This is a genomic window from Streptomyces aidingensis, assembly GCF_900112355.1.
GTDB classification, from domain to species: Bacteria; Actinomycetota; Actinomycetes; order Streptomycetales; family Streptomycetaceae; genus Streptomyces; species Streptomyces aidingensis.
In genome coordinates this window covers 206,020-231,705 of record NZ_FOLM01000006.1, presented here as the reverse complement: position 1 = coordinate 231,705, position 25,686 = coordinate 206,020, and the positions used below count along the sequence as shown (strand labels likewise).

Here is a 25,686-nt window from a genome sequence, read left to right as displayed (position 1 = left end):
CGTCCCGGTCCTCTCCCGCGCGGCGGGCGGTCTCAGAAGCCGGGAATGGTCAGCGAGCCGTCCTCGGCGAGCGGGAAGCCGGGGTTGTACGCGATCTCCCAGGCATGGCCGTCCGGGTCCAGGAAGACCCCGGCGTAGCCGCCGTAGAACGTCTCGGCCGCGGGCCTGCTGACCAGCGCCCCGGCCCGCTCCGCCGTCGCCAGCAGGGCGTCCACCTCCTGGCGGGAGCGCACATTGTGCGCCAGGGCGATCCCGCCGAAGGCGGCGGTCTCGCCGGGCGGATCCGCCTCGATGCCGCAGTCGCGGGCCAGCTTCTCCCGGTCCCACAGCACCAGGCCCAGGCCACCGGCCTGGAAGAACACCGTCTCCTCGACTTCCTGCCCGGTCCAGCCCAGGCTCCGGTAGAACTCCCGGGCCCGCCCGACATCCGCCACGCCCAGCGTGACCAGACTGATGCGCTGCTCCATACCGCCACCTTAGCCACCGGGGGCGGTCGGTCCCGGCCGACTGGTCCGGCGGCAGGCCGCCGCTCCACGCGCCGGAGACATGGTCCCGCCAGTACCGGCGCGCCACCCCGGCCCAGCCCCACCCGTCCGCAGCAGCGGATGGCCTGCTCGTTCCCGGCGTCCGGGTCGATGACCAGACGGTGACGGCCGTGCTCCGCGATCAGCCAGCGGGCCATCGTCCGTACCGTGTCGGTGCCCAGCCCGCGCTCGTGCCAGGCCGGGTGTGTCAGTGGCCAGTTAGATTTCCCCGCTCGTGGCCACTTCGGCTCCCCACCGCGGCCACTTCGATTCCCCACTGGCGGCCACTTCGTGTATGCAGCGTAATGTCATCTCCGGCGGTGCTCGCCCCACCACGGCAGGATCGGAGGCAGGTCGCTGAGCCCGCGGGCTGGGCGCTTCGGCATCGGCGACTCCCCGTCGTCCCCGTCCCAGCGGCGTGCGTGTTGGTCCGGGAGGCTGCCCCAGCCCCAGTAGGGAACCGGGCGGTCCGGGGCCTCGCCGAGTTCGTCGAGGGGATCGATGCGCCTTTCTGCCACCGTGCACAGGTGCGCCCAGTCATCGCCCATGTCGAAGACGTAGGCGAACTGCTCGCCGGGCTGGAGCCGGCTCAGCTTGGTGGCGTGGCCATCCACGGTGCCTTCCGGGGTTTCGTCGCCCCACCAGGCCAGAGGGCTGACCCGGGTGTTGCCGGACAACGTGAACAGGTGCAGGTGGGCCAGGTCCCAGCGACCGAAGGCGAGATCGATGGCGGTGGCGAACTGAGCGAAGGAGTGCGAGCGCGCGGCGGCGAAGACCCGGCCGGGGCGAGGCCACAGGTCTGCACCGTGCCCGGAGACCAACTCCACCCGAATGGACAGCCAGGTACGTGCCACGATCACAACCCCTTCATGCGCCAGGTCTCCGAGCCAGCACCGAGGCTACTGAGTGTGACTGTCACGTGGGGAATCGAGCTGGCCGTACGTGGGGAATTTCTACTGGCCCCCGACACGGGTGCAGGAACAAGTCCATCCCGGCGTGGCGGTACTCCGGCTCGGTCTCCTCCTGGTCGAGGGTGATGCTGCCGAGCAGACATAAGGGCGTGCCAGAGTGCTCATGCCCGGGCCGAAGAAGGTCCGGCGGCAGTCGGCCCGGGCGTTTGCCAGCGGGCGGTCAGAGCATGGAGTTCCGCCAACAGGACAGCACGACAGGATCGATGATGTACTGGCCTCTACCGCGGCTGTCGGCTTCGTCCCGACGGAAAAGGCCCATGGACTGCAGCATCTGCACGATCTGTGGTGCCGTTGTCCTCTCCGGAGCTGCGCCGTCCTCCTCGACGAGTTCGGCGAGGTCGACGAATGACAGGCTGCCTTCGCCGTCCTGGAAGAACCCGGCCAGAGTGGCGAAGGCAGGGCGCAGCACCGAGCCGTCTCCGACCCCGCAGGCGGTGAGGAACTCCTCCGCCCCCTGCCGAGAGCCCAGCCACTCTTGGAGCTCTTCCAGTCCTTGGCTCTCATTTCCGGTCGCCATGGCCCTGTCCACCAGCAGTGGCCAGCCGCCGGTCAATTCCAGCAGGCGGGGAAAAGCGGATTCGGAAGTGAACTGCTGCTGCTCCACCGCCCTGGCCCGAAGGCCGTACTCGGTGTAGCGCCGCAGCAGCACCACGCCCAGACCCTGGGGGCAGTCCGGGCCGAGTACTGTCGGCCAGAGAGACCACTGACCGGGACCGGCGACCACCACAGCAGACCGGTGGACATCCAGTCCCGTCGGCAGCCGTGTGAGCGCCCACTCGACCGCCTCCTGACAGGACTCGGCGGCCGGTGACTTGCCCGTGAGATCATCGATGATCACCCGGCGCTCGTCCGGTCGGCCTTCGACGAGGGCCTGCCGGAAGGCCCCACGCCCCGCGACTGTCGGTGCATGCCAGCCGTTGTCCGCCGCGCAGCGGCGCAGCCGGTCCGCCACCACATCCACTCCCGTGGCGGGCGTTCCCAGCACGACCCGCGCCTGTGTCGTCTTGCGTCGCAGGAGATCCGTCACCTGCTCGGCAGTGAGGGGCAGGAAGGTGCCGTCCGTCAGCCGGTGCCGTGGTTCGGCGGCGGCGAAACGCTCCGGTTCCGGCTGGTCGGCAGCGGACACTAGTTCGTTTTCCACGCTGCTCAATCCACCGATCATGCCCAGGGCGTTGGTGCTGCTCAGATGCCATCCCCGGCGATCCCGGTCCCGGGCCAGAACCCCCAGCCCTTCCAGCTCGATCAGGTAGGCACGGAACTCGTCCGGATTGAGATTCCGGAAGCCGTCCGGCCACCAGTCGAGGCAAGCGGCCCGGAGCTCGGACTCCCTCATTGTCGCTTCGAGAGTGTGCTGATACGCGTGATAGGCCGTGGTATTGGCGATGACCGTGTAGCGGGGGTCGAGACGGAGGGTGTCCCGAAAGGTATCGGTGATCGACTCCCGGAGCCGCTCGTCGGACTGCACGGAGCTGACATCGCTGCGCAGGATGGTGTACGGAGGCCGGAGAGGCTGCCCGGAATCGGACGCCAGGCGCCGCCGTCGGTGCAGGTCCCGGACCAGACGATGGGCGAACATCTGGATCAGGTAGGGCTGGTAGGAACAGTGGCCCAGGACCGAGTGCACCAGATCGTCGTCCTCGAACCGGTAGCCCAGTGCCGCCAAGGGCTGGACGAGTAGTTCGGCGGCATCCGCGGGCTTCAGCGGGCCCACCACCACCGGCTCCTGCGCCAGGTGGCTGAAGGGTGAGTTGGCGGCCGCGGTGAAACGCTGTACCGAGCGCAGGCCGGCGAAAACCACCTTGACCCGGTCCCTGGTCGACCGGCCGAGGTCGCGCAGTCTGCGGGTCTGCAGGAACTCCGGGGCATCGCTGTCGAAGAACTTGTCTGCCTCGTCGAGCAGGACGAGCAGTTCCCGGTCGCTGTCGCCCTCCAGCCAGTTCACGATGCTGGCCTTCACCTGCGAGTGGTCGGGGCCGGCGAGTCGGCGGGCCTTCTTGGATACCGACAACACCTCGGCCCGTTCCAGCTCCTGGCCGATCAGTCCCCAAATCTGCTCGGCTGGTGAGAGGGTGCCGAAACCGGCGCTGTCCAGGCTCAGCGAAATGCGGCAGCGGGCCCGGGGGTTCTGCTCCAGGAAACGGTTCCCGGCTTCCTGGAGAAGCGCCGACTTGCCCAGCCCGCGGCCGCCGTAGACGACCTGGGAGCCCCTGGGCGAGCTGATCTCCTCCAGTTCGGTACGGCGCCCGAAGAACATCTCCCTCGGCACCTGGGCGCGCTTCTTGCTCAGGTAGGGGTTGACCGCCGAGAAAGGAAGCAGCACCCGAAGCGTGGAGTCCCACTGCCCGTCACCATGTGCCGCCAGATACGCCAGCGCGGCGTCGTCGAGCAGGATGACGGGTCTCGGATTGCCGACGGCGAGGGCGGCGAGTTCGGCGCGCCGCCCGACGTCGAGGGTGCCGAAGTGCGCCACGATCAGCCCGGCTCCCCCCTTGTCGTCCTCGATCCAGCTCTGCAGCCGTTTGGGTTCGGGCTCCCCCCAGACCAGCAGCATGTGCAGGCGGTGCCCACGGGCGGAGCCGAACTCCGGAACCGGGGCATCCCCCAGAGGCTCCGGGCCCGGCAGGACAAGGAAGCGGTGGTCCTTGCCGAACGGCAGGCGGTCCTGTCGCACCGGACGGGGATTGCGCAGGCCGAGCAGCCGCAGCGTGGGGGCGAGCAGTTCGCTCTCCTTGAGCCCTTCCCTGCGCTCTCTGCCCTCCCGCAGGGCCATCCGGCGCCAGGCTTCCAGGGCGTCCGCGGTCGTCGTCGCGTTCTCCCGGGACAGCCGGGAGAACGACAACTGCGGGAGACCCGCGAACGTGCCACGGGCACGGACGGTCTTGACCAGCTCAGGCGCGATGCCGTCCGCCAGCGCATCGGGGACAGCAGGAAAGAACCGGTGGAAGAACTCCCCGCGGTCGGGGAGCGCCGGAATACCCTCGCCCTTGGCCAGCGAGTTCAGGATCTGCTCCGCGGTGAGCAGATCTCCGTCGCGCAGCAGCTTCCGCACCCGTTCCCGGTCGGCCTCGGCGGTGTCGGGAAGCTCCTCCAGCCGGGCCCGGAAGCGGGCCCGCTCACGTTCCCAGGCTCGGTTCAGCTTCGCGTTGAGTGCCGCGTGCACCGTCCTGACCGCTGCGAGGTTGCGGTCGGGGGCGGGCTCGGCATCGCGCAGTCGATGTTCGAGCGTTCGTTCCGTGGCCTCGTCGACGACATTGTGCACCCGGGATGTCCGAAGCCGCCTCTCGAGGACGTCGGCCGCTCGTGCCAGTTCCTCGGCCACCAGCTTGCCGCTGCTGCGGATCACCGTGTCCAGGTCGTCGGGCAGAACATCGTCGGCGATACCGGGCAGCAGTCCCCGTCCGGCAAGCTCCAGCAGCTGATGCGCGGTGTCGAAGCGTTCCGCGGCCACATGCGCCCGCGCGGCCTGCTCCCAGCTTCGGTCCGCAGCATCGCACACGGCCTGCATGGTCGGGTCCCCGAGTACCTCGCCCGACGACTCGTCGTAGTGGAAGCCGGGGATCTTCAGAAGCTCCCCGGCGCGGGCCAGACCGGCGGGCAAATCCTGGGCAGGTACCTCGCGCCTGCCCTCCAGCAGCGAATAGACGCGCCGCAGTCTCGCCCCCGCGGCCTGCGCCGCGGCCCGCCGCAGCGGGTCGCTCTCGGTCTCCTGCTCGGCAAGCTGTGCCAATGTCTCGTCCTTGGCGGACAGCACTTCGTCGAGCATGGCCCGCGCCTCCTGGGCCGCCCAGCTGCCCTTGGCCTGGAGCTGGCGCACGCAGGTCACCCACGCCTGCACGGGGCGCATCCGTTCCAGGACCGCGCGCACCAGGTCATTGCGGTTCCTGCCCTGCAGGGGTCGGTTGCCCGACTTCACGACCTGCCAGTAGATCTCGTCGACGAGGCCGCGGACCAGGGCCGGGTCGGTGAAGGTGCGGACCTCCTCACCGATCTCCTGGTGGTGTTCACGCCGGTCCTCGGCAACGAGGGAGAGCAGTTTGCCCACGCGTCCCTCGGGCGCCAGCAGGCTCTTGGCGATGGCGCTGGCCGGCCGGAATCCGAACTTCGGGATGCCGGTGAGGAGAAGACGGCACTCGGTCCGGGCTTCGGCGAGTTCTGTCTCCAGCCCCGCAGTGTCAGCCGCGACCGACAGTACAGGACAGTCGGTGAGGATTCCGCGCTGCGCCCGTCGCCCCACGGCGCGTGCCGCATCGCCGAGGCGTGGCGGTAGCCGGTCGGCAAGGGCGTCCAGCAGCCCGCTGGCTCCGGGATCGCCGGTGAGGACAGTCGTGTGCAGCAGTGCGGTGGCGGCGAGCAAGCGGTCCACCGGGACTGCGGCGACAGCCGGCACGTCCAGCTCCTGTACCGCGGTCCGCAGCTGTCCGGCGCAGCTCCCGGTGTCCGAGGCCAGTCCCATGGACCATGCGCAGATCCGGAGTACGGCGATGCGGGTGGTGGATTGCGCGGTTGCCTCGGCCAACGCCGAAGCAAGGCTGTAGCGCTCCGCGGCGATGAACGCCGCGAGAGAGGTGTGGGACGGGGGAGCGGAGGCGGCGCCGACCGGGGACGCCGGCGCCGGAAGACCGGCCGGGGCGGGGAGCTCGCTGCCCAGGGGTGGCTCAGGCGGCCGGGCGGACGGGTTGTCGTCATCGTGGCCTGCGTGTGCGTGCTCGTCGGTAGCGACGGCGGCGGTCTCAACACGCCTTGTCGGTTCCTCCGGAGCGGCCGGAGGCCGGACGGCCATAGTGGGTGACTCGGGGATACGGGCTTCCTGCCCCCCTGGATCCTCGGTGTCCAGCCGTTCTTCCGCCGGAGCGTCGGCCGTGCTCTCGCGGGGCCGGGTGAGTGTCAGCCGACGGCAGTCGTAGCCCAGCCTCATCCACGCAGGACTGGATCCCTGGACGAACGGCGGCTGCAGTTCCACGAGCCGGTCCGAGTAGTCCGGGGCGGAAGAATCAAGTCCGATCATGGTGATCAGCGCCCGAAGCGAGCATGCTGCCTGTCGTTCCGCGTCGTCCCAGGTACGCCTGGCGCGCAGCTCGGCGGCCGAGTCACGGGCTGCCTCCACGGCCGACTTCAGACCCGCGTCCTCCGCGGTGGCCCGCAGGCCTGCCAGGGCACCGAGTTCTTCGCGAAGGGATGCATCGGCCCGGTGGTGTTGCACGGACCGGGCCTGCCGGCGCAGCGCCGACAGGCTCCGGTTCTCCGGCTGTGCGGCGACATCCTGGTCCTGCTCGGCATCTGTGGAGGCCATGGCGCTCACCAGCTGCCTGGCGTGGTCGAACGCGTCGACGAGCTGCTGCAGGGCGTGGACGTCGCCGGGATCCGGGCAGTTCTCGCGCTCCAGCGCATCCGCCGTGCGGTCCGCGGCCCTCCTGGCCCGGTTCAGGCAGGCGTCGAGCCGTTCCAGGGCGTCGGCAAGGCTGCCGAGGTTCCCGGTATCGGACAGGTCCTCGGAGGCGGCGGGGGTTGCCTCGTCGCGGACTTCCTTTCGGCCGTTCTCCCGGAAGGCTGCAGGGCCGTCAATATTGTGCACTCGTAGTGCGGCCCGGCGCAGGTTCTGCAGCTCTTCCTGGCGTTCGCAGGAGTTTGTGAACCATTGCTGGTCGCAGGCCCAGAGCCACATCTCCGCCTGGGCGGTGTAGAGCGAGGCGTGTGCCAGCAGTGCGAGACGGAGCAGGGCGGGGCTCCAGAAGTCCGTCACCGGACGCAGCATCCGGGAGCGCAGATGAGGGCTCGCGTAGGCCGTTTCGAGGAGGTCGCCTACCAGGGGATGCGAGAGGTGTCGGGCGGCGGGGATGAGGCGGGTTTCCAAGGGTGCCCGTTGCAGTCTGGCGAGGAAGTCACGGCAGAGCGCCGGGCTTACCCTCGTCGCGTTGACCCGGATCCCCATGGAAGCGAGGGTGTGGCGACGGTGGTGTGCCGAGGCCGAATGGAGAGCGTGCTCGACATCCTCCGGGGAAACTTCCCGGGCAGCGGCAGGCAGCTGCCGCGCGATGCCGGTCACGGCCTGGGCGAGAGCTTCGCGTGCGGCGGTGAGTTCAGGGGTGGGAGGGGAGTGGCGGGCTGGGTCGGAATCCGGTCCGGGCGGCGTTGGCCGGGGGCGTGCTGTCACATGAGCTCCGTGCGTGTGCGGTTGGTGCGGGTCGGACGGTGGTGCGGGGAAATCGAGGTCAAGACCGGCTGTGGGTCAGCCACTGCGCTGGTGCGGCGGAACGTAGGTGTGGCGGGGAGGCAATTCGGCATCGGTCATACCCAGAAGCTCACGGTCCCTGCGGTATGCGGCACGCTGTCCATCACTCGCTCGCTGACCCGGCGGCAGCTTCCTCAGATGGCCGTTGACCTGGTGGCCGCTTCTCCTGCCGGCGAACCGGCCGCCAGCGCCTCCGTTGCGTCCTGCGGTGACGGACGAGGACACGGGTCGCCGTTCCGGTACATAGCAGACCAGCCGCACCACCTTCTCCCGTGACTGGGGCGGATAGTGAAGGCGGCCATGGCTGTCCTCGCTGCCGTGCTCCGTGATGAGGATTCCGTCCGCCAGCATCCGGCCGAGAGCCGATTTCAGTGCTCCCTGCCCTCCACGTGTTCCCGGGAAGACCTGGCGGACGGCGTCCAGGAGCCGCTCGCCGGGGAGCATGGCCCGGCCGTAGTTGTCCAGGAGGCCCAGCCGCCGCACGGTGCCCAGCAAGAGTCTTTCGGGAGACAGGTCAGCCGTGCGCAGCGGCGAGCGACGGCTGTGACAGGCCCCGTCCCGGGTGAGCACGCGGCGGTCATAGCAGTGCTCGATCAGTTCTCCGTCCACCGTCTCCGGGGCCGACAGCAGCATGGTCTCCGCGTTGATGGCACGGCTGCCATAGCGGTGGGTCATGCGCAGGATCAGACCCGGGTAGAAAATCAGCGGCCACTCGAACCCGGTCAGCCGGTACTGCCCCCGGTGGCTCTCGAGCGTGGTGTCATGGTCGGTGTCATCGGGGTCGAGCCCATGGCCCTCATGCCGCAGGACCAGACGCAGCGATGTTTCCTCAGGGAGGTCAGGCGCCTTCTTCAGGATTCTGGCGGGGATGGGCAGGAAGCCTTCCACGGTGTGGCTCAGACGCAGTGACTGGCTCCAGGAGATCTGACTGTCGGCCACGGACACCAGACGGCAGTCGTCCAGGTCCTCGTCCTCCGGCCACTCGTATGCCGGCTGCTGGTCCGGTCCCGGCAGGTGGCGTGGGGGAGTGGCATCCGCCATGGCACTGGGCGGTGACGGCAGCGCGCCGTTGGCCGGCTCGTCCTGGCTGGTGGGTGGAAGCTCCGGTCCCGATTCCGGTACCGCCTCGGCCGGCCGGCCGGCCAGCCCTTCCGGGCGAGCGGGCGCAGAATGCGGGACGACCACGGGGGTCTCCACCGGAGGTTCGGCCGTGCGTGGCGCACTGTCCCACCATCCCCGGCCCAGCGGCACATCCACCGGAAGCCCTGCGTCGTCGTGCATGGGCTCCCGGCTGCCCGGGGGCCGGTACTCGGCACGCCAGACACCACCCCCCTGCCAGCGGTCATCCAGGCGTAGCCGCACACCTTCCGGACTGTGCAGCAGCCCGGTCGTCTCATCGGTCTCCCGAGTTACCAGATCCGCCGCGAGGGCATGGGCATGGCAGACCGCCAGCGGATACGCCGTGCCCTGGAGAAGCAGCGCTCCGTCCTGCCGGGAGCGGAGTGCGGTGCCGAGCGCGGTGTAGACGGCAGGGGCGGTGCCGCTCCGATCCCGGGGGACGGCGGCCTTGGCCGCCGAGACGACCATGGATTCGAGCACCTGGCCGCCCATCGGGCCGCCGTCCTGCATACGTGCGGTGAAGGACTTCCTGGTGAAGGCGTAGTAGCCCCACATGCGGGTTTCGCTCTCGAGGGAGCGCAGCACCTGGCTCACGGTGGTGAGCAGGCCCCGGAGGGCCATCTCCAGCGCCGCTCCGTCGTGGCTGCCGGGCGGCAGGCACGCGGTCAGCGACATCGGGGCCAGCTCGCTGAGCAGCAGCTCGCGTCCCGTGGTCAGCATGTGATGGATGTAGTGCTCCAGCTCCGAGCCGTCGGCCCGCTCCCGCGGATGGCGGGCCGTGACGGTCAGGTGCCCGAATTCGTCCAGCCGGTTCTTGCGGCGGAGGCGGTGCACCTGTGCAGGCCGGACCAGCCCGGCACCAAAGGCGTCGGTGTCGACCACCAGACGCTCGCGGGACTCGACGGGCCCGGCCGCCTCCGTCCGGTCCCGGTGGCCCGGATCCACCGCATCGGCGGGTGCGCCGGACAGCCAGGCGGGAACATCGCCCTCCGGGCCGCAGTCGGGATGAGCCCCCTCCTTGTACACCACTTCCCCAGGAACGAGGGCGGCGCCGGTTCCCACCCGCACCATGGCGCCGACCGGGAGGGCTCCGGTCACGGAACCGTGTGCCACCTCGGGGAAGCGGTCGAACTCCAGGGGTCCGCCCGGATAGCCTCCGGCCAGCGTGTCGAAGCCGAAGAATGCGCCGTTGAACGCCACCGCGACGTGTACCGGGGCCGCCCGGGCGGTGACCAGGGACAGCAAGTAGCGGCGCAGCGCGGCGACGCGCCTGTCCTCCGCCAGCCCTTGCGCCAGCTCGGGGGCCAGCAGCGGCGGATCTTCGTACGGCCGCCACACCCCGTCCGGCGACGCGGTCGAGGTCTCCCCGGGCCGGCGCTCGTTCATGCCTGGGCTCCTCTCCGGGCGGGCGCGGGGACAGCGGAACCCGCCGTGGGTCCGCTGCCGGTGCTGCGGCGGACGGACCAGCGTGTCCCCTCCAGCGCCACCTGTCCTCTTGCGGCCAGCCGTTCCAGGCTGGCCTGCACATCCCTGGTCGACACGTCCGCTCGGGCGCCGAAGAACCGGCTGGTGACCAACTGCCTGGGCACCGGGACCCGTCTGCCCCGGCCGCCTCGGCCTGGCAGGTAGTAGCTGTCCTCGCCGCGCAGCGTCCGGGACACGTCGTTGGCGTGGACGCCTCGCCGCATGGCCCACACCAGCCGGAGGACTTGGTCGTCGAGCCGCTGCTGCCCGTGGGCCGTGTCGAGGCCGCCGGCGGCCGGGCGGGGCCGCGCGGTCCGCAGCGCGCGTCCGGTGGCGGGCTCGCTCTCCCCGGGCGGCCACTGCCCGGAGTCCCAGCACGCGGAACAGCGGTTGGCCGCCGTGGTGCAGCAGCCTTCGGGCAGCTCCGCCACACCGAAGTAGTCGGCGAACTTGCGGTGGGCGCAGGTCGAGGTGTCAGTGTGGAAGTCCTCGAGCACGGCGATCTCCTCGGCCGCTCGGTGTCTCCTGCCGGACAGGCGGTCGAGGAAGCCCGGCGGCAGGTCACGGCGGTGGATCTCGATGCCGGTCACCCAGTGCTGGCTGGGGGCGGCCGAGACATCGAGCAGTCCGCGGTCGTGCAGGTCGGCCAGGAGTTGCCAGGTGCCCGCCGGGCTGTCGGCGAGGTCCCGGTAGCCCGCGACCCGGGCGGCAAGTCGGCGGTCCAGTGCGGCCACGTCCAGCCTGCCGCGGTGCAGTCCGCCTCCACCTGCCGGGCGGCGCGCCGGCAGGTCCAGCACCGAGGCGACAACCTGGTGCACCACGGCGTCCACCGCCTGCCCGTTTCCCTGCGCTTCCGGTTCACGGGCTGGCAGCTCACCCGGCCGAACGGCGCACTCCGGCGGGAAATCCCCCAGGTCGGAAAGGGCTCCCGTGTCGGCCAGGGCGGCCAGCACCCGCATCACGCCGGTGGCGTAGGACTCCGCGGTCCGGGACGACCTGGCCTGCGCTTCGCCGATCCTGCCCTCGGCCAGGTCCTGGCCGATGAGATCGTCGGCCAGACCGACGGCGTCCAGCACCGTTCCGCACCGCAGCACTGCGCGACCCATGCGCGTCAGCAGCGGGGGCGGCAGGTCCTGGCCCGTCAGGAAGGAGACGGTGCGCAGCCCGCGGGTGGTCAGCAGGGACAGCGCCGTGTTGGCGGGTGCCCGGGGGCCCGCGGCGGCTCCAGCACCGGCGACATCCCGCCCCGCCCGTCCCAGTTGCTGGTAGAGCGCGGCCAGATCGGTCGGCGCCGAGACACAGAAGACCGTGCGGATGTCGTCCCGGTCGATGCCCAGCCCGAAGGCGGAGGTGGCCACCACCAGCAGGGGGGCGAAGCCCTCCTCGCCCTCCCGCGGGGCCTCGCGGAACTCGGTCAGCACCGCCCCCTTCTCCGCCGCGGTGAGCCGTCCGTGGAAGCGGCGGACCCGCACCCGTGTCTCGCCCAGGTACTCGCGCAGGCGGGCGTGGAGCGTCACCACCTCTTTGACGGTGAGGCAGTAGAACACCGCATGCCCGGCGACGGCGTCCGCCACCTCCTCCACCAGACCGGCGACAGTGGCCGGTCCGCTGCGATTCATGCTGCGGCGGAAGACGGCGAGCTCCGGCCGGATGGGGTTCTCCCGCACGGTGACCAGTGAGCCCGCCACGCCCGGCTGCGTCGCCTCCCGGTGCGCGGCGGGGCTGTTCCCGGCAGGCGGATCGGGAGGCAGCCCGAAGACCCCCTGCCGCAGCCCGGCGTGCACGGTGCGATTGGCGGTGGCCGTCAGGGCGGTGACCGGAAGCCCGGCCTCGTGCCGCAGTTCGGCGAGGAGGCGCTCGACCCGTCGCATACTTGGCCGGAAATCGTCCCACTGTACAACGGTATGCGCCTCATCCAGGGCGATCCTGCTGATCCGCCCCGCTTCGACGGCCTCCCGCACCAGCTCTCGGAAACGCCGCTGGCACAGCCGCTCCGGGCTCACGTACAGCAGCTTGATGCCGTGGTCCCGCACCCCCAACAGCTGCTCGGCGACTTCCGTCTTCCCGGCGCGGCTGCTGGACTCGCGCAGGGGCGCGATCAGGGCACGGACGGCACCGCCGATCGACCGGTTGAGCTCCAGCGCCTGATCCTGCATGAGTGCGACCAGCGGACTGACCACCAGCGTCACGCCGGGCAGCACCAGCGCCGGCAACTGGAACGTGAAGCTCTTGCCGAAGCCCGTGGGCAGCAGGCCGAGGACATTGCGGCCCTCCGCCACGGCCGAGATCACCGCCCGCTGGGCATCCTTGAGCCGGAAGGCGGAGGGATCGTCCGCGAATCGCAGCAGGCCGCCCACCAGGGCACAGCGGCGCAGCACCTCCGCTGCCGGCTCCTGGCCTCCCTCGGCGCGAAGACGGTCCATCTCCCGCGGCGTGAGCTCCAGTTCCCTGATCTGCCGGGTCTGCGGCAGCAGGGTCTGCTCCCGAAGGGCTTGCGGAGAGCACAGTTCCGCGGCCTTCCCGGCCGGAAGCAGGCCGTGCCGGGCGTAGAAGTCCCAGATCCGTGCCCAGCCCTCGTGCATGGACACCACATTGCCGCCACCGGTCTCCCCGGTGACAGGATCCGGACGAAGCAGCCCGCCGTCCAGGCTGCCCAGGAACGCCCGGCGATAGGCACGGCGCAGGGCCGTGTGGCCGTCGAGCTTGCGGTCGCTGATCACCACCACACCACGGTGCCGCTCCGAGCGGATCAGCCGTCCGACCGCCTGGCGCAGCTGCAGGGCGGCCAGCGGCAGGTAGTAGTGCTCGGTGGCGTAGGCGTCCGGATCCTCGGCCTCCGCCGCCTCCGCCCGGGCACGCACGGCCGCCCGGCGTGCCTCCACCACCGGGGCGGCGAATGGCGCGAACGGCAGCTTGTTGATCCAGACCAGCCGCAGCCGCCGCTCGTCGGAGACGTCCACCCCCTGCCACAGGCCCTTGGTGCCGACCAGGAAGCCACCGCCGTCCTCCGGGTCGGCGAACTCCCGGAACGCCCGGGCATTCCCCAGGGTGAGGGCGCCCAGCACCGGAGCCCCGTGGCCCCGGCGCCGCAGCTCCTGCGTCAGCCGTTCCGTGATCCCGCCGGCCGTGGCACGTGCCGTGGTCAGCACCAGGGCACCGCCGTCCCAGCCCTGGCCGTCCGTCCGCCGGGCGGTCAGCTGAGTCGCGAGCCCGGCGAGCTGATGCGCAGCGGTGCGCATGGCGCCCTCGGTCTGCTCTGCCCAGGACGGGAAATCCGAGAAGCAGACCAGCTCGGCCTGATCGGCCAGGCGGAACGGGGTGGGCAGGTCCAGCGTGGTCAGCCGGTCCGGCAGACCGAGCCGCTCCTTGACAAAGGTCCACTGCCCGGAGACGCGCAGGGTGGCCGATACGTAGTAGGTCCTGGGAAAGGCCGTGAGAAACCGCTGCCAGAGCGGGTCGGCCGGCAGTTCGACAGGGCTGGAGGCGAGCCGGAACCGGTAGCGGCGCATGCCGGGCTGCGGTACCTCCAGTTCTTCGGCGTGCACCACCCGGTTGGGCAGCAGGACTCCTGTGGACGCCGCCGGCTCGCTCTCCTCCTCCCGGTCGCCTCCGGCATCGTCCACCCGGCTTCGGTCAGGACTCGTGGCGGGGCCGGCCACGACCACGGGGGCCAGCACCTCATCGGCATCGGTGATCAGCCGTCGGGCCGCGTCCTCCAGCTCGTCCGCCAGGGCCCGCAGCGCGTGCAGCCGTTCCAGAGCGAAGAAGTCCAGCGTGCGCGCGTGGGCCTGGGCGTAGCCCGCCAGCGCCCGGACGGTACCGCCGAGGACATCCGCCAGCCGCCGCACCTGGTACAGCAGCCTGCGGACCTGTGCCCGCCCGGCCGTGCCCCCGTACGGGCTGGTCAGCGTGACCGCCCGGGAGCCCACGGCGGATGCGTCCGTTCCGCCCAGCGCGTCGAACGCCTCCCCGGCGGTGCGGGGCAGGATTTCCAGGTCGAGCAGGGTCGCCAGCTCCTCCACCGCCGCGCGTACGCGGTCCCGGGCCTCGCCTGCCCTGGCCTCCCGGAGCCAGGCGTCGAACTCGGCGAGGAGGCTTTCGACCGTGCCGTAGTCCAGCTCCGTGGTGAGTGCCGAAGTGGCCGCGTCCTCCAGCAGATGGGCCTCGTCGGCCACCAGCAGGACGTCACCGGACAGCGCGCGCAGATCCTCCAGATGGGACAGCAGCACCGCATGGTTGGCCAGCACCAGCCGGCGGGCGGCCAGCGCCTCCCGCACGGTGTCGGTATGGGCGCTGAGCTGGGTGGCGCCCGAGGCGGGAAAGTCCCCGCCGCTCTGTGACAGGGCATCCAGCCACAGCGGAAGCACCCGCCCGCACCAGGCGGAGAAGGGCGCGGGCAGGTCCGCCGGGTCCACCGACCGGGCCGTCCAGGACTCGGGAGGGCCGGGCGCGGCGATCAGCCGCAGCAGCAGGTACACCGCCAGTTCGCGGAAGGCGGTCCGATGCAGGAAGCGCAGCCGGCCACCGCGTCCGCCCCCGGCCCCGGGACGGCCGGCCGCCGCAACGGCGGTGGCGGCCGTGGCATCGGCCAGTACCCGTGTCAGGGCGCGCAGCGAGAGCCGGTTGGCGCTGCCCTTCACCACATCGGCACTGTCCAGCAGGCCCGGGACCGCCTTCTCCAGCATCGTCAGGTCCCGGGCCAGCTGGTTCTGGAGCTGCTTGGTGTAGGTGGCGACCACCGCGGTGCGGGAAGGGTCGCCCGCCAGCCAGTCCAGTGCGGCGGCCAGGACGGCGAGGCTCTTTCCGGTCCCGGTGGGTGCCTCCACCATGGCCGGCCCACCGCTCCCGATCCAGCTGTGCAGTGCGTCGGCCATCTGCTGCTGCGGCGGGCGCGGCCTGGCCGTACCGCCGTGCAGCACCCCGGCCAGCAGGGTCGGGTCCACCCGGCCGTTGGTCCGCAACTCCTCGCCGACCGGGATGGGGGACCGGCGGGGCCGGCCGGTGATCCGGCGACGCGGATGACCAGCCATCCGCCGGGCCAGGAAGACCGCCACCTCGCCATGGCCGACGCGTGCGGGGGCGCCCAGCGGGGTGCCGGGCGGCAGGCCCGCGTGACGGCCGGCGAGATGGCCGAGCAGCCGCCAGGCCGGGGAGTCGGGACAGACCGAGGCGACCAGATCCCGCTGCTCCTCGTCCCACGCCGCGTACTCCGCTGCGGCGTGGTCCAGCAATCGGGCCAGCAGCCGCGCATCATCGGCCGCGTCGTGCCAGGTGAGATCGGAGCGGTTCAGGCTGTGGGTGTCGACCAGCGCACCGAGCCGATGGCTGCCGGCCAGCGGCCACAGCGCGTGCGCCAGATAGAGCGAGTCCACCCGTTCCCCGGGAAGCGGGGGTGCCTCCGCCCGCGCGCAGGTCTCGTCCAGCAGCGCGAAGTCGGCAGTCGTCCCGTTGTGCGCCACCAGCAGGTCCGTGCCCTCGCAGAATTCCCGCAGTTCCGCCAGCGCCTGCTCCACCGGCGCCCGGCCCTCGGCGTGCCGGGCGCGGAGCGCGTCGCTGCGGATCTCCCAGGAGTCGTCCGGCAGTTCGACGAACCGCTCGAACGACGGACAGCCGAGGGCCCAGGTGTTGTCGGTGCCGATCCGCACCGCCCCGATCTGGAAGATGCGCCGCTCGGTGTAGGGCTCCACCGCCGTGGTGCGCACCACGCTCTCCAGGTCCACGGCGACCCCCCGCAGCCCCGGCGGCCGTGCCCCGGGACCGGCGGCCGGGGCCGACCCGGCCGCAGGCTCATCGGCCGGCTCGTCGGTGCGGGAATCCACCGTGGCGGGATACAGCCTGCCCGCGTCCTCGCGCAGCAGACCGGCCTCCAGCGCCTGGGCCAGCAGCCTGCCCACCCGGGCGGCCGGGAGCCGGGGGTACCTCGCCTGCGCGGCCTGCGTCAGCTCACCCGCCGTCATGCCGCCCGGCCGGCCGGTGACCAGAGCCGCCACGTCTCTCACCGCTCCCGCGACACGCCGCGGGCCTTGCCGTTCATCCATGCAGGGGATTCCTCATTCGCCGTCGGAGTCTTCGATGCCGAAATCGAAGGCGAGCTGTTCGCCCTCGTCCGCGGACTGCTGTGCTTCGCCCGGCGCCTCCGGCGCTTCGTACGGCTCGGCGTAATCCCTTGTGAGACGGGCCAGGTGCAGCACCAGGGGGAGCGCCAGCGGATCGGTGTAGTCGTCGGTGATGCGCTGCTGGTGGACGAACATGGCCCACGGTTCGGGGCGGTCGTTCTCCTGGAGGCCTACCAGCGCGACTTCCAGCAGGTCCGGCTGGGAGGCGGAGGCCGAGGGCCTGAGGAGGGACTTGCCGTTGGCATCACGGTGCTCGGTCAGCTTGCTGAGCTCCCGGTGCAGGGTATTGGTTCCCGGCTTCTCACCGACGCTGTAGAAGTTCCGCCCGCCGGGCTCGGCATTGTGGGGCAGCCACAGTCCCTGGGCGAAGCCGGCAAGTGCCTCAGTGTTGCCGTTCCTCTTCCGACTGACCGGTGACCACCACTGGGCGGTCTCGTCCCGGGCGGCATCGGCCACGCGCACCAGCCGGAGCTTCTTGCCCAGCGAGGCCAGTCGCTTGGGCGAGTCCCCTCCGAGCTGCACGGTGTCTGGCCGTACCTTGCCGTTCTGCAATGACGGCCAACGCTCCCGGATGTTCTGCGCATGGGTGAGCACCAGCGTGGGCTCGCCCCGGAAGGAGCCCAGAATCTGCCTGACAAAGATGGCGGTGAGCCGCTCCTGCTGGTCGCGGTACTTCAGGTCGTCACCGCGTACCTGGCCCACCAGCCCTTTGAGTAGCTCCGGGTACGGAACCCAGCCACCGGTCTGTGGGCTTCGGCCCATCACCTGCTGCTGGCCCGGCCGCAGCAGGACGGCGATCGGAGTGAACTGAGCATGCGGGTTATGGCCGCTCACGCGCCGCTTGACCAGCCAGAAGGCAAGCTGGTTGAGCTGTTCGGGGATCATTCCGGACGGCACTGAGTGCGGGCGGGTGACCCTCACCCCGAGCTGCCGGATACCGTCCGCCCAGGCCGCCTTCGCCCGGTGTGCGGAGGTGTCTTTCCCGGGGGCGGCGACATCATCGGGCAGGCCGAGGAACTGGCTGACCAGTCCGGCATCCGCACAGCCGAGGCGGATGGCGGACTTCGGATCGGTGGTTGGCGGTGGAGTCTTCTTTCCCACCTGCTTCTTCCGCCAGTCCTCCAGCTCCACGAAGACCAATTGCGGGGCCCTGCCGGTTTCCTTGACCCGGGCGGTGAGAAACGCGGCCACCTCACGCCGCCGCCCCGCCACAACCGCGTCCCACTCGGCGCCCCGGCGAGGAATTGTGCCGTTCCCCAGGGGGGCACCGAGTCTGCCCAGCGGGAAGATGTGCATCCGTAGCGTCAGCTCGGGCGCCTCCCATGCCCAGGTCCCGGGTCCCGATTTGGTACGGAACGGGGCCAGCCCCAGGTATGCCTCCGCCTTGACCAGCAGAAGATCGCGCATGGTGTCGGTCTGGTGCAGGGCCAGGACCGAGAGCTCACTGCCCATGACTCCGGCCAGCAGCTGGCGGCGGCGGTCGCCGTTCCGCTGTTCGATCACGGCATTCTGCTCGCCCACCTCGGCGTTGTATGCCGCGATCTCGGCGTTCTGCCGCTCGATTTCCCCCCGTTCCTCCTCTGTGGCGTCCTTGTCGGCCTTCTTGCTCTTCCTCTCGGAGAGCTTCTCCTCCAGTCGCGGCAGCGGGTCATGCTTGCGCAGGAAGATGCTCCGACGCAGTTCGCCGACCGGCACGAAATCCGGTTGCAGCGCCTCGGCCGCCCATTCGGTCAGCCGCCTGCGTTCGGTGGGCATCAGTCCCGCGCCCACTCCGTGCGCACCCATCCGGGTGTGGTGCAGCACGGCCGCGGTGATGCCGTCCGGCTGGACCAGCCAGTGCTCGGGTTCCTTGACCAGCCGTTCGGGCCGGGGAAAGTCGTCCTCCACGGAGATGCGCCGGAGCATCCCCTCTGGTCCTCCCTGCGCCCACTGAGGGCCGGTCTCCTGCCGCCAGGTGAGGGAGGCCACAGCGAAGCGCGTCGGGGCCGGGGCGTCGGCGAGCATGCTCTCGTCGGCGAGCAGGTACACCGATGCGCTGCTGCGGAACGGCAGCCAGACCTTTTCCCGTACCCAGCGGCTGATGCCGGTGCTGAGGTGGATGCGGGGCACCGGGTCGAACGGGACCGTGCGGAGGGAGACCCGCAGGTATGCCGAGTACCTCCAAGTCTTGCCACGATCCGGGTACTTGAGCGGGGGCCAGGAGACCAGGGTTGCTCCGTTGTCGCCGGGGACCCCGGCCACCTGCCGGAATTCCAGCTTCTGCCCGTAGTGCTCGTACGGGGGGTGCTGGGCGATGCGGGCCGCCAGGGTCTCCGGCAGCAGGCGGAACAGGTGCGGCGCGGGCAGCGCGGTGCGGCCCTCCTCGGAAAGCCCCTGTTCCAGCAGGTTCACGCTCAACAGCTCCCACTTCAGGGAGTCGATGTCCAGGGCCTGTGCGGTTTCCTTGACCAGACTGTGAGCCTCGGGTGCAGGTTGCATGTCTCGCAGCCAGGCGTGCAGGAAGGTCTTCATCACCGACGCCGGGTAGGGCGCGGTGGTGTAAAGCCAGGGCCTGCCGCCGTCGAGCGGGGCCTTGGAGGCGACCGAGATCAGGTCGGGGGCGACCGCCGCGATCAGCCGGTTGAGTCGCGAGATCGGCACCTGCTGGTGCCTGCCCTCGGACTTGGCGGACTTGCCGTGCCGGTACAGGCGCAGCAGCGGCTCCCGCCATGCGGAGGGGAAGGCCAGCCCGTGGTAGAAGGCGGAAAGGGTCCCGGCCTCGGGGTTGGGGACGTAGGCGGCGGGCTGGATGCGGTCGTGTGTCATGGTGCGTTTTCCTCGAAGAGCGTCGGACGGGGCGTCAGTCCATGTCGGCCAGCGCCCGGTGCAGCGGTTCGTAAAGCGCGGTGACCAGTGACTTGTCGATGGCGGGCAGGCCGGAGTCGTCGTCGAAGTAGGGGGCCAGCAGGTGGCGCACGCCTGCCAGCAGGCTGGTCGCCGGGGTGTCCTCGGCCTGGAGTCCGGCCTCGCGGGGGGAGAACGCCGCGTCGACGAACACCACCCGCGCCGGTACTCCGCCGCGCACGAGCCGGCCGATGACCTGCCACATCACCACGAGCTGGTCCCAGGTGAAGGCGGCCTTCTCCTGATCTGGCAAGCTGGTCCAGGACAGCCGCCGGGTCAGGAAGCGGTTCCACTTTTGCCGGGCGCGGCTGCGGAAGTCCCGGCCAGCCAGGTGAGGCGTGCCAGCCGCCAGCGCGGCCTGCCGGAACTCGCCCGCCGGATCCCGCAACTGCCGCACCGCCCAGTCGTTGATGGCCTGTACGGCCAGGGAGATGTCATCCGGGCGCGGGTGGGGCCGGGCGAGAAACCAGACGGTGCCGATGGCCGCCTTGCCGCCGGGGATCACGATGTTGTGCCCCCGCTCCACTGCCAGCAGCGGGGCGATCAGCACATCTCCGTCGCCCTGGGCGAACCGGGCGACATCCCCACGGCGCAGGGTTCCGGCCCGGCCGCCGTGGCCGGGACCGGTCCAGGCGGTGTCCAGGTCGGCGTCGTCGGAGACCAGCCGGATCACCCGTCCGGACCATTCCGGGATCGTGCCCAGGTATTCCGCCGCCCGCTCCGCCTCCGCGTAGCTGCCGACCAGCAGCAGCAGCCGCTTGCGGTCCGGGTCGTCAATGTCGTCCAGTTCCTGCTGCAATGGACTGACGGCTCCGGCGAGGGTGCGGTCGGGCTCGGCGAGCTGGTGCAGCATCTGCTGGAGCGCCTGGGGACGTTGCTCGGGCTCGCAGCCGGACAGCCGGATGGCGGTGCCTGTCCCGGGCCAGTAGAGGAAGTGCTTGCGGAACTCCGTGCGCAGGATGGCCGCCACCTCGTCCGGATGGGGCCGCAGCACGGCCCCCACCGGCGCGTGGACGTGGTACCGGCTGGACTCTCCCGCCCAGCTCGTCGCGGACAACAGCAGGACGTGCGGCCCGGGGCGGCCGTCGGCGCGCGGCAGCCGGGGCAGTTCCAGCAGCAGTTCCCGGCCCACACCGTTGCACCGGAAGAAGCGCAGTTCGCCGCTCTGCCCGCCGCCCTGGCGGCGTTCGTCGAGCTGGAACTGGAATCCGAGCACATTGCCCATGGGGGATTCGGGCAGCAGTGGCTCGTAGTCCCGGGCGGGGCGGCGGGAGAGCGCGTTGGACGCCGCATCCAGATTGAGCGCGGCCTCGACGCGCTGCCACAGCACCGTCATGAAGTCCAGACGGTGGTGCAGGGCCGCCAGCAGCAGGGTGAACTCCAGCCGTGGGGCATGCTCCTCTGCGGCCTCCATGATCGCCGGGTCGCCGGCCACCAGGGTCTCCAGCACCGTGCGCACACGTTCCCGGCTGCCCGAACCATGCGGTGCGTGCAGCAGTTCAAGGGTCAGCCTGACCAGTTCGTTGACCAGCCTGGTCTGCTCGTCCTCCGGATCCTCGACCGGGTGCTGCTGCAACGGGTCGTCCCGGAACCGGTCCAGGACGCCGTCGATGCGCTGCCGCGCCCGCATCCGCTCCTCGGCGGTCGTGCCCGTCGGCGTGGGTGCCGGGTTGCGCGCCCGCAGATCCGGGAACCAGGCGTTGATCAGCCACTGATGCAGGGTGAGGGCGCTGAAGTAGTCCTGGGTGATCCAGGTCCGCAGCGCACCGTCCTGGACCAGCCGGGCGTAGATCCGGTCGGTCGCAGCGATCACCGTGTCGACCGCACCGACCCAGTCCTCGACTTCCCGGGCGGAGAGCTGGAGCCGCCCACGGCGCGCGAGTTCGGTCAGCTTGTGCCCCGCGACCTGGTCGAGCCACGAGTTCGACGCCCTGCCCACCAGCGTCGCGGTCGGTGCGAAGGCGTTGTCCAGATGCATCTGCACCCGGTCGGCCTCGTCCACCACGATCAGGTCGCTCATCCGGCAGGCCAGCTCCAGGTAGCGCAGCCGCTCCTCCTGGAGGGGCCGCGGCACGGTGCTGTGCACCAGGCTTGCTGGGGTGGCCACCCATACCCGGGCATCGACGAGTTCCCGCGCGGCGTGGTGCCGCGGGCAGCGGCTCCACAGCGGGCAGGCGTGACGCCGCGGGGGATTTCCGGACGGCTCCGGCTCCTCCTCCCCCTGCCCGGGCTCTGCTCCGGATCCGGTGGCCACCAGCGCACGGGAGTCCGGCCGCCGCGGGCGTACCACCGGAAACAGGGCCGTGCACGGCGCGTCGGCGATGCGCAGCGCCCGGTCGGCCTCCAGGCCGCGCAGCGCGTCCAGCGGGCAGGCGCTGCTGAGATGCACGAACCCGGGATGGCGATGCGTGAGCACGGTCTCCGCGCCCGAGGTGGCGATCCGCCGGTGCAGACGCTGGATGTGCCGCTCCCGGGTCGAGTGCCCCAGAACCGGGGCCGCCCGCACCCCAAGGCGCTGGAACAGACCCACGACGGCCAGAGTCTCCGCCACATCGCTCACCACGACGGTGATGCGCAGGCCGCGTTCGGTCGCGGCCCAGAAGGTGAGGATGTCGCGGAGGGTGCTCTTGCCCGCGCCGACCATGCCCACCAGATGGAGCAGCCCGTCGACGCGGAGCGCATCGCTCGCGGTGAAGGCTTCCTCCGCCTCATTGCGCACCAGCAGCCGCACCCGGTCCAGCCGCCGTTCCCAGCCACCGCGCCGCCCGTCGGGCAGTCCGGCTTCCAGCTCGTCCATCCGGCGGGCCGTGGCCGCCAGCTCCTCCCACGTCACCTCGATCGGTTTGCCCCCGCCCGGTGGCAGTTCGTCCAGCCGGTGCGGCTCCGGCTCCGGCGCGGGCAGCAGATCCCGGGTGATGTCCACCGAGTGATTGCGGTCACGCCCCGCGAACCGGTGCTCCCCGGCACCGGCGACCGGCATCGGGACCCGCAGGAACTCGGGCGGGTGGGTCAGCAGCCGCTCGAACTCCGCGAAACGACCCGCCGCCCGTGACGGTGACCTGCGCACCGGTGCCCGGTCCGTGCCGTCGAGCTCGTAGCCGCGAAGGGCCTGCGGCATCCGCCGATAGGCGTCCAGGGCCAGTGCCCATTCACGGGGCCTGCGCATCTCCCACAGGTAGTGCCGGCCGCGCCGGATCCGGAGCCGCTGCTCCTCGGTGCGGATATCCCCGAACACCTCTCCGTACGGGTAGCCGCCGAACAGGGTCCAGGCGTCGAGGGCGGTGCGGGCCGGCATCACCGTCTCCAGCAGGTACAGCCCCAGCTCCACGTCCAGCAGGTCGCCGGTGTCGAAGCCGCCATTGCTCTCGGGCCACACGTCGCGCAGCTCCCGGGCAAGGCGCCGGTGCCAGCCGCTGCGGTCACGCATCTTCCGCTCCCTTGCCCGTGGTTCCCCTTGTGCCGGTCGTGCTGTTCTTCCGTGTCCGCTCCGGGCGTTTCCGGCCACGCAGCCGGGTGCGGACCTGCCGGAGCAGCTCCCGGTCGGAGAGCAGCTCGATCCGGTCGGCCGCTTCCTCCGGCACGTGATGCCGGAACACCTCCCGGTAGCCGTCCCGCTCGGTGAACCGGTACTGCGGTACGACCAACAGGCCGCGGTCGTACGGCGGGTCCTGGCGCAGCGGGCGGGTGTCCCTGCCCAGCAGCGCCGGGTTGGCCCGGTCCTTCACGTCGATCGCCCACACCTGGCCGTCCGGAAAGGTGACGCGCAGGTCGTAGGTGTCGAAGCGCGGCCACATCTCCGCGGTCAGCCCGGCCCTGGCCAAGGCGGACTCCAGCGCTGTCTCGGCCAGCCCGGGACCGGTGATGAAGGTCCGCAGCGGGCGGCTGAGATGGCGCAGCCCGCCGCCGTCCGCCGGCGTCCACGAGATGCCCTGCCGCACCGGCGACCGGCGGCACACGTCGAGTTCACAGCGGAATCCGCCGTGGGGGACCGGCACCAGCAGGCAGCCGCACCGGCCGCATGCGGTGTACCGCCCGTCGCGCAGGCAGGAGGCGGGTGCGCGCTCGTAGCAGCGCTTCACCGTCTCGTGCAGCAGGCCGAGGTCCAGATCCGCGCTCAGGGCGGCCAGCTCCGTCTCGGTCAGCACGGGCTTCTCGATCAGCAGTCGCCGGAAAGCGACGTACGCCTCGGGTGCGTCGGCCGCCCGGCTCTCCGCCAGCGCCTCCTTCATCAGCAGGTTCTCGAACTGCTCGGCGGCCGGGTCCCGGGCCGAGACGGCCCACTCCAGACAGCTCTGGGTGGGGCTGCCGGTGGCGGCGTCCACCAGATGGGTGCCGGCCTCGGGCGCCAGCTCCTCGGGCAGACCGAAATCCCACGCGCCCAGGGGCTTCTCCGCCGCCCAGCGGGCCAGCTCCGGCACGCTGCCGGGCGGTTCCGCGCCGCGCCGCAGGCAGTGCAGCACGATGTGGTTGTACGCCTGCTGGACGCTGTCTTCGTACACCGGGTCGCCGACGGTGCGCTGCTGGGACAGCCGCACCATGGCGGTGGCCACCAGCCGCAGCAGTGGTTCACCGGCGAAGAAGTTCTCGGCTCCGGTTCCGGCCGCGTCTTCGTCTCCGGCACCGTTCTCGGTGGCCGTGCCCGGAGCCCTCGCCGTCATGCCGCACCCCCGTCCGCGGGCGCCGTACGCATGGACGCCGGGCACCACTGGGACACCGGACAGCTACGGCAGGTCTCCGGGGCGGGCCGGGCAGGGAACAGCTCGTCCGCGCGCCAGGGCCCCGCCCATTCCCGCAGGATCCGGCGGGCGGCGGCGACACGTTCGGGCTCGTGGGCGGGTTCGATGATCTCCACATCCCCGTAGTCGGGGTGCAGGGTCTCCAGCTCCCCCCGCGAGCCGTCCCGGTCCCCGCCCAGGGCACCCTCGGCCAGCAGCACCGTGGCCAGGGCGATCTGTGGGTAGGCGAGCACCGGATCTTCCTTCCGGGGCATCCGCCGCTGAGTGGTCTTGATCTCCCGCCACACCCAGGAACCGGCGTCCAGGTACAGCAGATCGGGCGTGGCGATGACGATGACATTCGCCGCCGTGTCATGCACGGCGAACTGGCGCTCGCCCCGCACCTGAGTCACCTCGCGTGAGTGGAACGGGCACACGTCCAGGTGGTGCCGGAGCATCGCGGCACCGATCCGGGCCGCCTCGCCCGTCACCCGGTTCGGCTCCTCGCCCCAGGGCTGGTCCGGTTGCGGCACCCCGTCCCGGCCGCACGCGTCGCCGGCCGGACCACCGGGCGGCGTCCCCTGCCGCCCGGAGTGCGCCAGTTCCAGCACCCGGTGCACGGCCTTGCCCAGCCGGTTCCGCTCGTCGTACTCGTCCTCGGCCCGGGGCAGCTTGCAGGCGGAGGCGAACGCCCGCGCCGGGCATTCCCGGTGGTACCGGAGAGTGCTGACCGACACCTCGCGCAGGGGCGGCAGCTCGCGGAAGCCGCCCAGGCCCAGCACACCGGGAATCCTCGGCACCGTCTGGCAGGCGGACAGCCGTTTGCAGTCGGCGCAGGCCGAACCAGGGACGGCCTCGGTCCCGCGCGCCAGGCGCGCCGCCTCGGCACGCCCGTGCTCGGCGTAGTGCTGCTGGGCGGCCTGCGGCGTGCCCTGCCACAGCAGTTCGTACGAGCCGTCCCGCAGCCCCACCTCGGCCACCCTTACCCAGCGGACCGGTGCCGGGGCGGGGCGCAGCCGGTAGGGCATCCAGCGGGTGCCCGGAATCCGGGCCGGGCTGCCGAAGGCGGCAGCGAAGGCGGCGATGGCGATCTGCGCGTCCTCCCGTTCCCGCTGCCCGGCCCGGCCGTAGCGGAGGAAGACGAACTCCCGCACCCCCTGTTCGGGGTTCTCGTACCGGCGGCCCCAGGCCCAGTGTTCCCAGGTCGTGTCGTGCTGCTTCCGCTGGACCACCCAGGGCAGCCGTACGGGCCCCACCGGCGGGGCCTGCGCCGGCCGGTCGCGCCGGTGGAAGGCGCGCACGGCGTGACGTACGAAGGCGAGCTGCATCTCGTGCAGCGGCTTCCCCTCGCGGGCCGGGGAGCGCAGCACGTCCTCGGGAAGCGCGCCGTTGAACTCGATCCGGTCCAGGGCGGCCATGACCGGGCCGAGGAGGAAGTCCTCGTAGCGCTCCCGGCCCCCGGCCGGCCAGTGCAGCGGCCGGACTCCCGGCCGGGCCTTCACGGCATCGCGGGCCGGGCAGGCGTACTGCTCGTCGCCGGCCAGGGATGCCCCGATGCGGATGAGCCGGGCATCGCCGGTCATGTCCTGCGGTATCTCCCACTGCTGCGGCACGCCGCTCCCTCCCCAGTGATCGCCGTGCTCGGCGCGGTGCGCGGCCGGACAG

At 71.4% G+C, this 25,686-nt stretch carries 9 protein-coding genes; all 9 read right to left on the bottom strand.

The genetic code is table 11. The features are described 5' to 3' along the window. Nucleotides 1-32 precede the first annotated feature (32 nt). On the bottom strand, nt 33-467 hold the full coding sequence (locus tag BM242_RS13600; RefSeq protein ID WP_093839057.1) for a VOC family protein: 435 nt from the start codon (nt 465-467) through the stop codon (nt 33-35). A 365-nt stretch (nt 468-832) separates the two neighbouring features. Next, nucleotides 833-1,378, bottom strand: coding sequence for an IS1096 element passenger TnpR family protein (locus BM242_RS13590; RefSeq protein WP_175541403.1), 546 nt, complete (start codon nt 1,376-1,378; stop codon nt 833-835). Between the two features lie 277 nt (nt 1,379-1,655). Continuing rightward, the gene (locus BM242_RS13585) at nt 1,656-7,538 is read right to left on the bottom strand and encodes a hypothetical protein (protein ID WP_139238330.1); all 5,883 of its coding nucleotides are present in this window, start codon (nt 7,536-7,538) and stop codon (nt 1,656-1,658) included. A 183-nt stretch (nt 7,539-7,721) separates the two neighbouring features. Continuing rightward, nucleotides 7,722-10,229, bottom strand: coding sequence for a hypothetical protein (locus tag BM242_RS13580; protein ID WP_093839054.1), 2,508 nt, complete (start codon nt 10,227-10,229; stop codon nt 7,722-7,724). Then, nucleotides 10,226-16,297, bottom strand: a complete 6,072-nt coding sequence (locus BM242_RS13575; protein WP_217652475.1) for a DEAD/DEAH box helicase — start codon at nt 16,295-16,297, stop codon at nt 10,226-10,228. The genes BM242_RS13580 and BM242_RS13575 overlap by 4 nt, the downstream gene beginning before the upstream one ends. Nucleotides 16,298-16,357: 60 nt before the next feature. After that, nucleotides 16,358-19,228: a pPIWI_RE module domain-containing protein gene (locus BM242_RS13570; protein ID WP_093839053.1), complete on the bottom strand. Its 2,871-nt coding sequence runs from the start codon at nt 19,226-19,228 to the stop codon at nt 16,358-16,360. Nucleotides 19,229-19,262: 34 nt separating this feature from the next. Beyond that, nucleotides 19,263-22,733 carry a pPIWI_RE_Z domain-containing protein gene (locus BM242_RS13565; protein ID WP_093839052.1) on the bottom strand — a complete coding sequence of 1,157 codons (3,471 nt, stop codon included), beginning with the start codon at nt 22,731-22,733 and terminating at the stop codon, nt 19,263-19,265. Beyond that, a complete protein-coding gene (locus tag BM242_RS13560; protein WP_175541402.1) occupies nt 22,726-23,964 on the bottom strand; it encodes a pPIWI_RE_Y domain-containing protein in 1,239 nt (412 codons plus the stop codon). The genes BM242_RS13565 and BM242_RS13560 overlap by 8 nt, the downstream gene beginning before the upstream one ends. Continuing rightward, complete coding sequence (locus BM242_RS13555; protein ID WP_093839051.1) at nt 23,961-25,634, bottom strand: PD-(D/E)XK nuclease family protein; 1,674 nt, start codon at nt 25,632-25,634, stop codon at nt 23,961-23,963. The genes BM242_RS13560 and BM242_RS13555 overlap by 4 nt, the downstream gene beginning before the upstream one ends. Nucleotides 25,635-25,686: the final 52 nt, after the last annotated feature.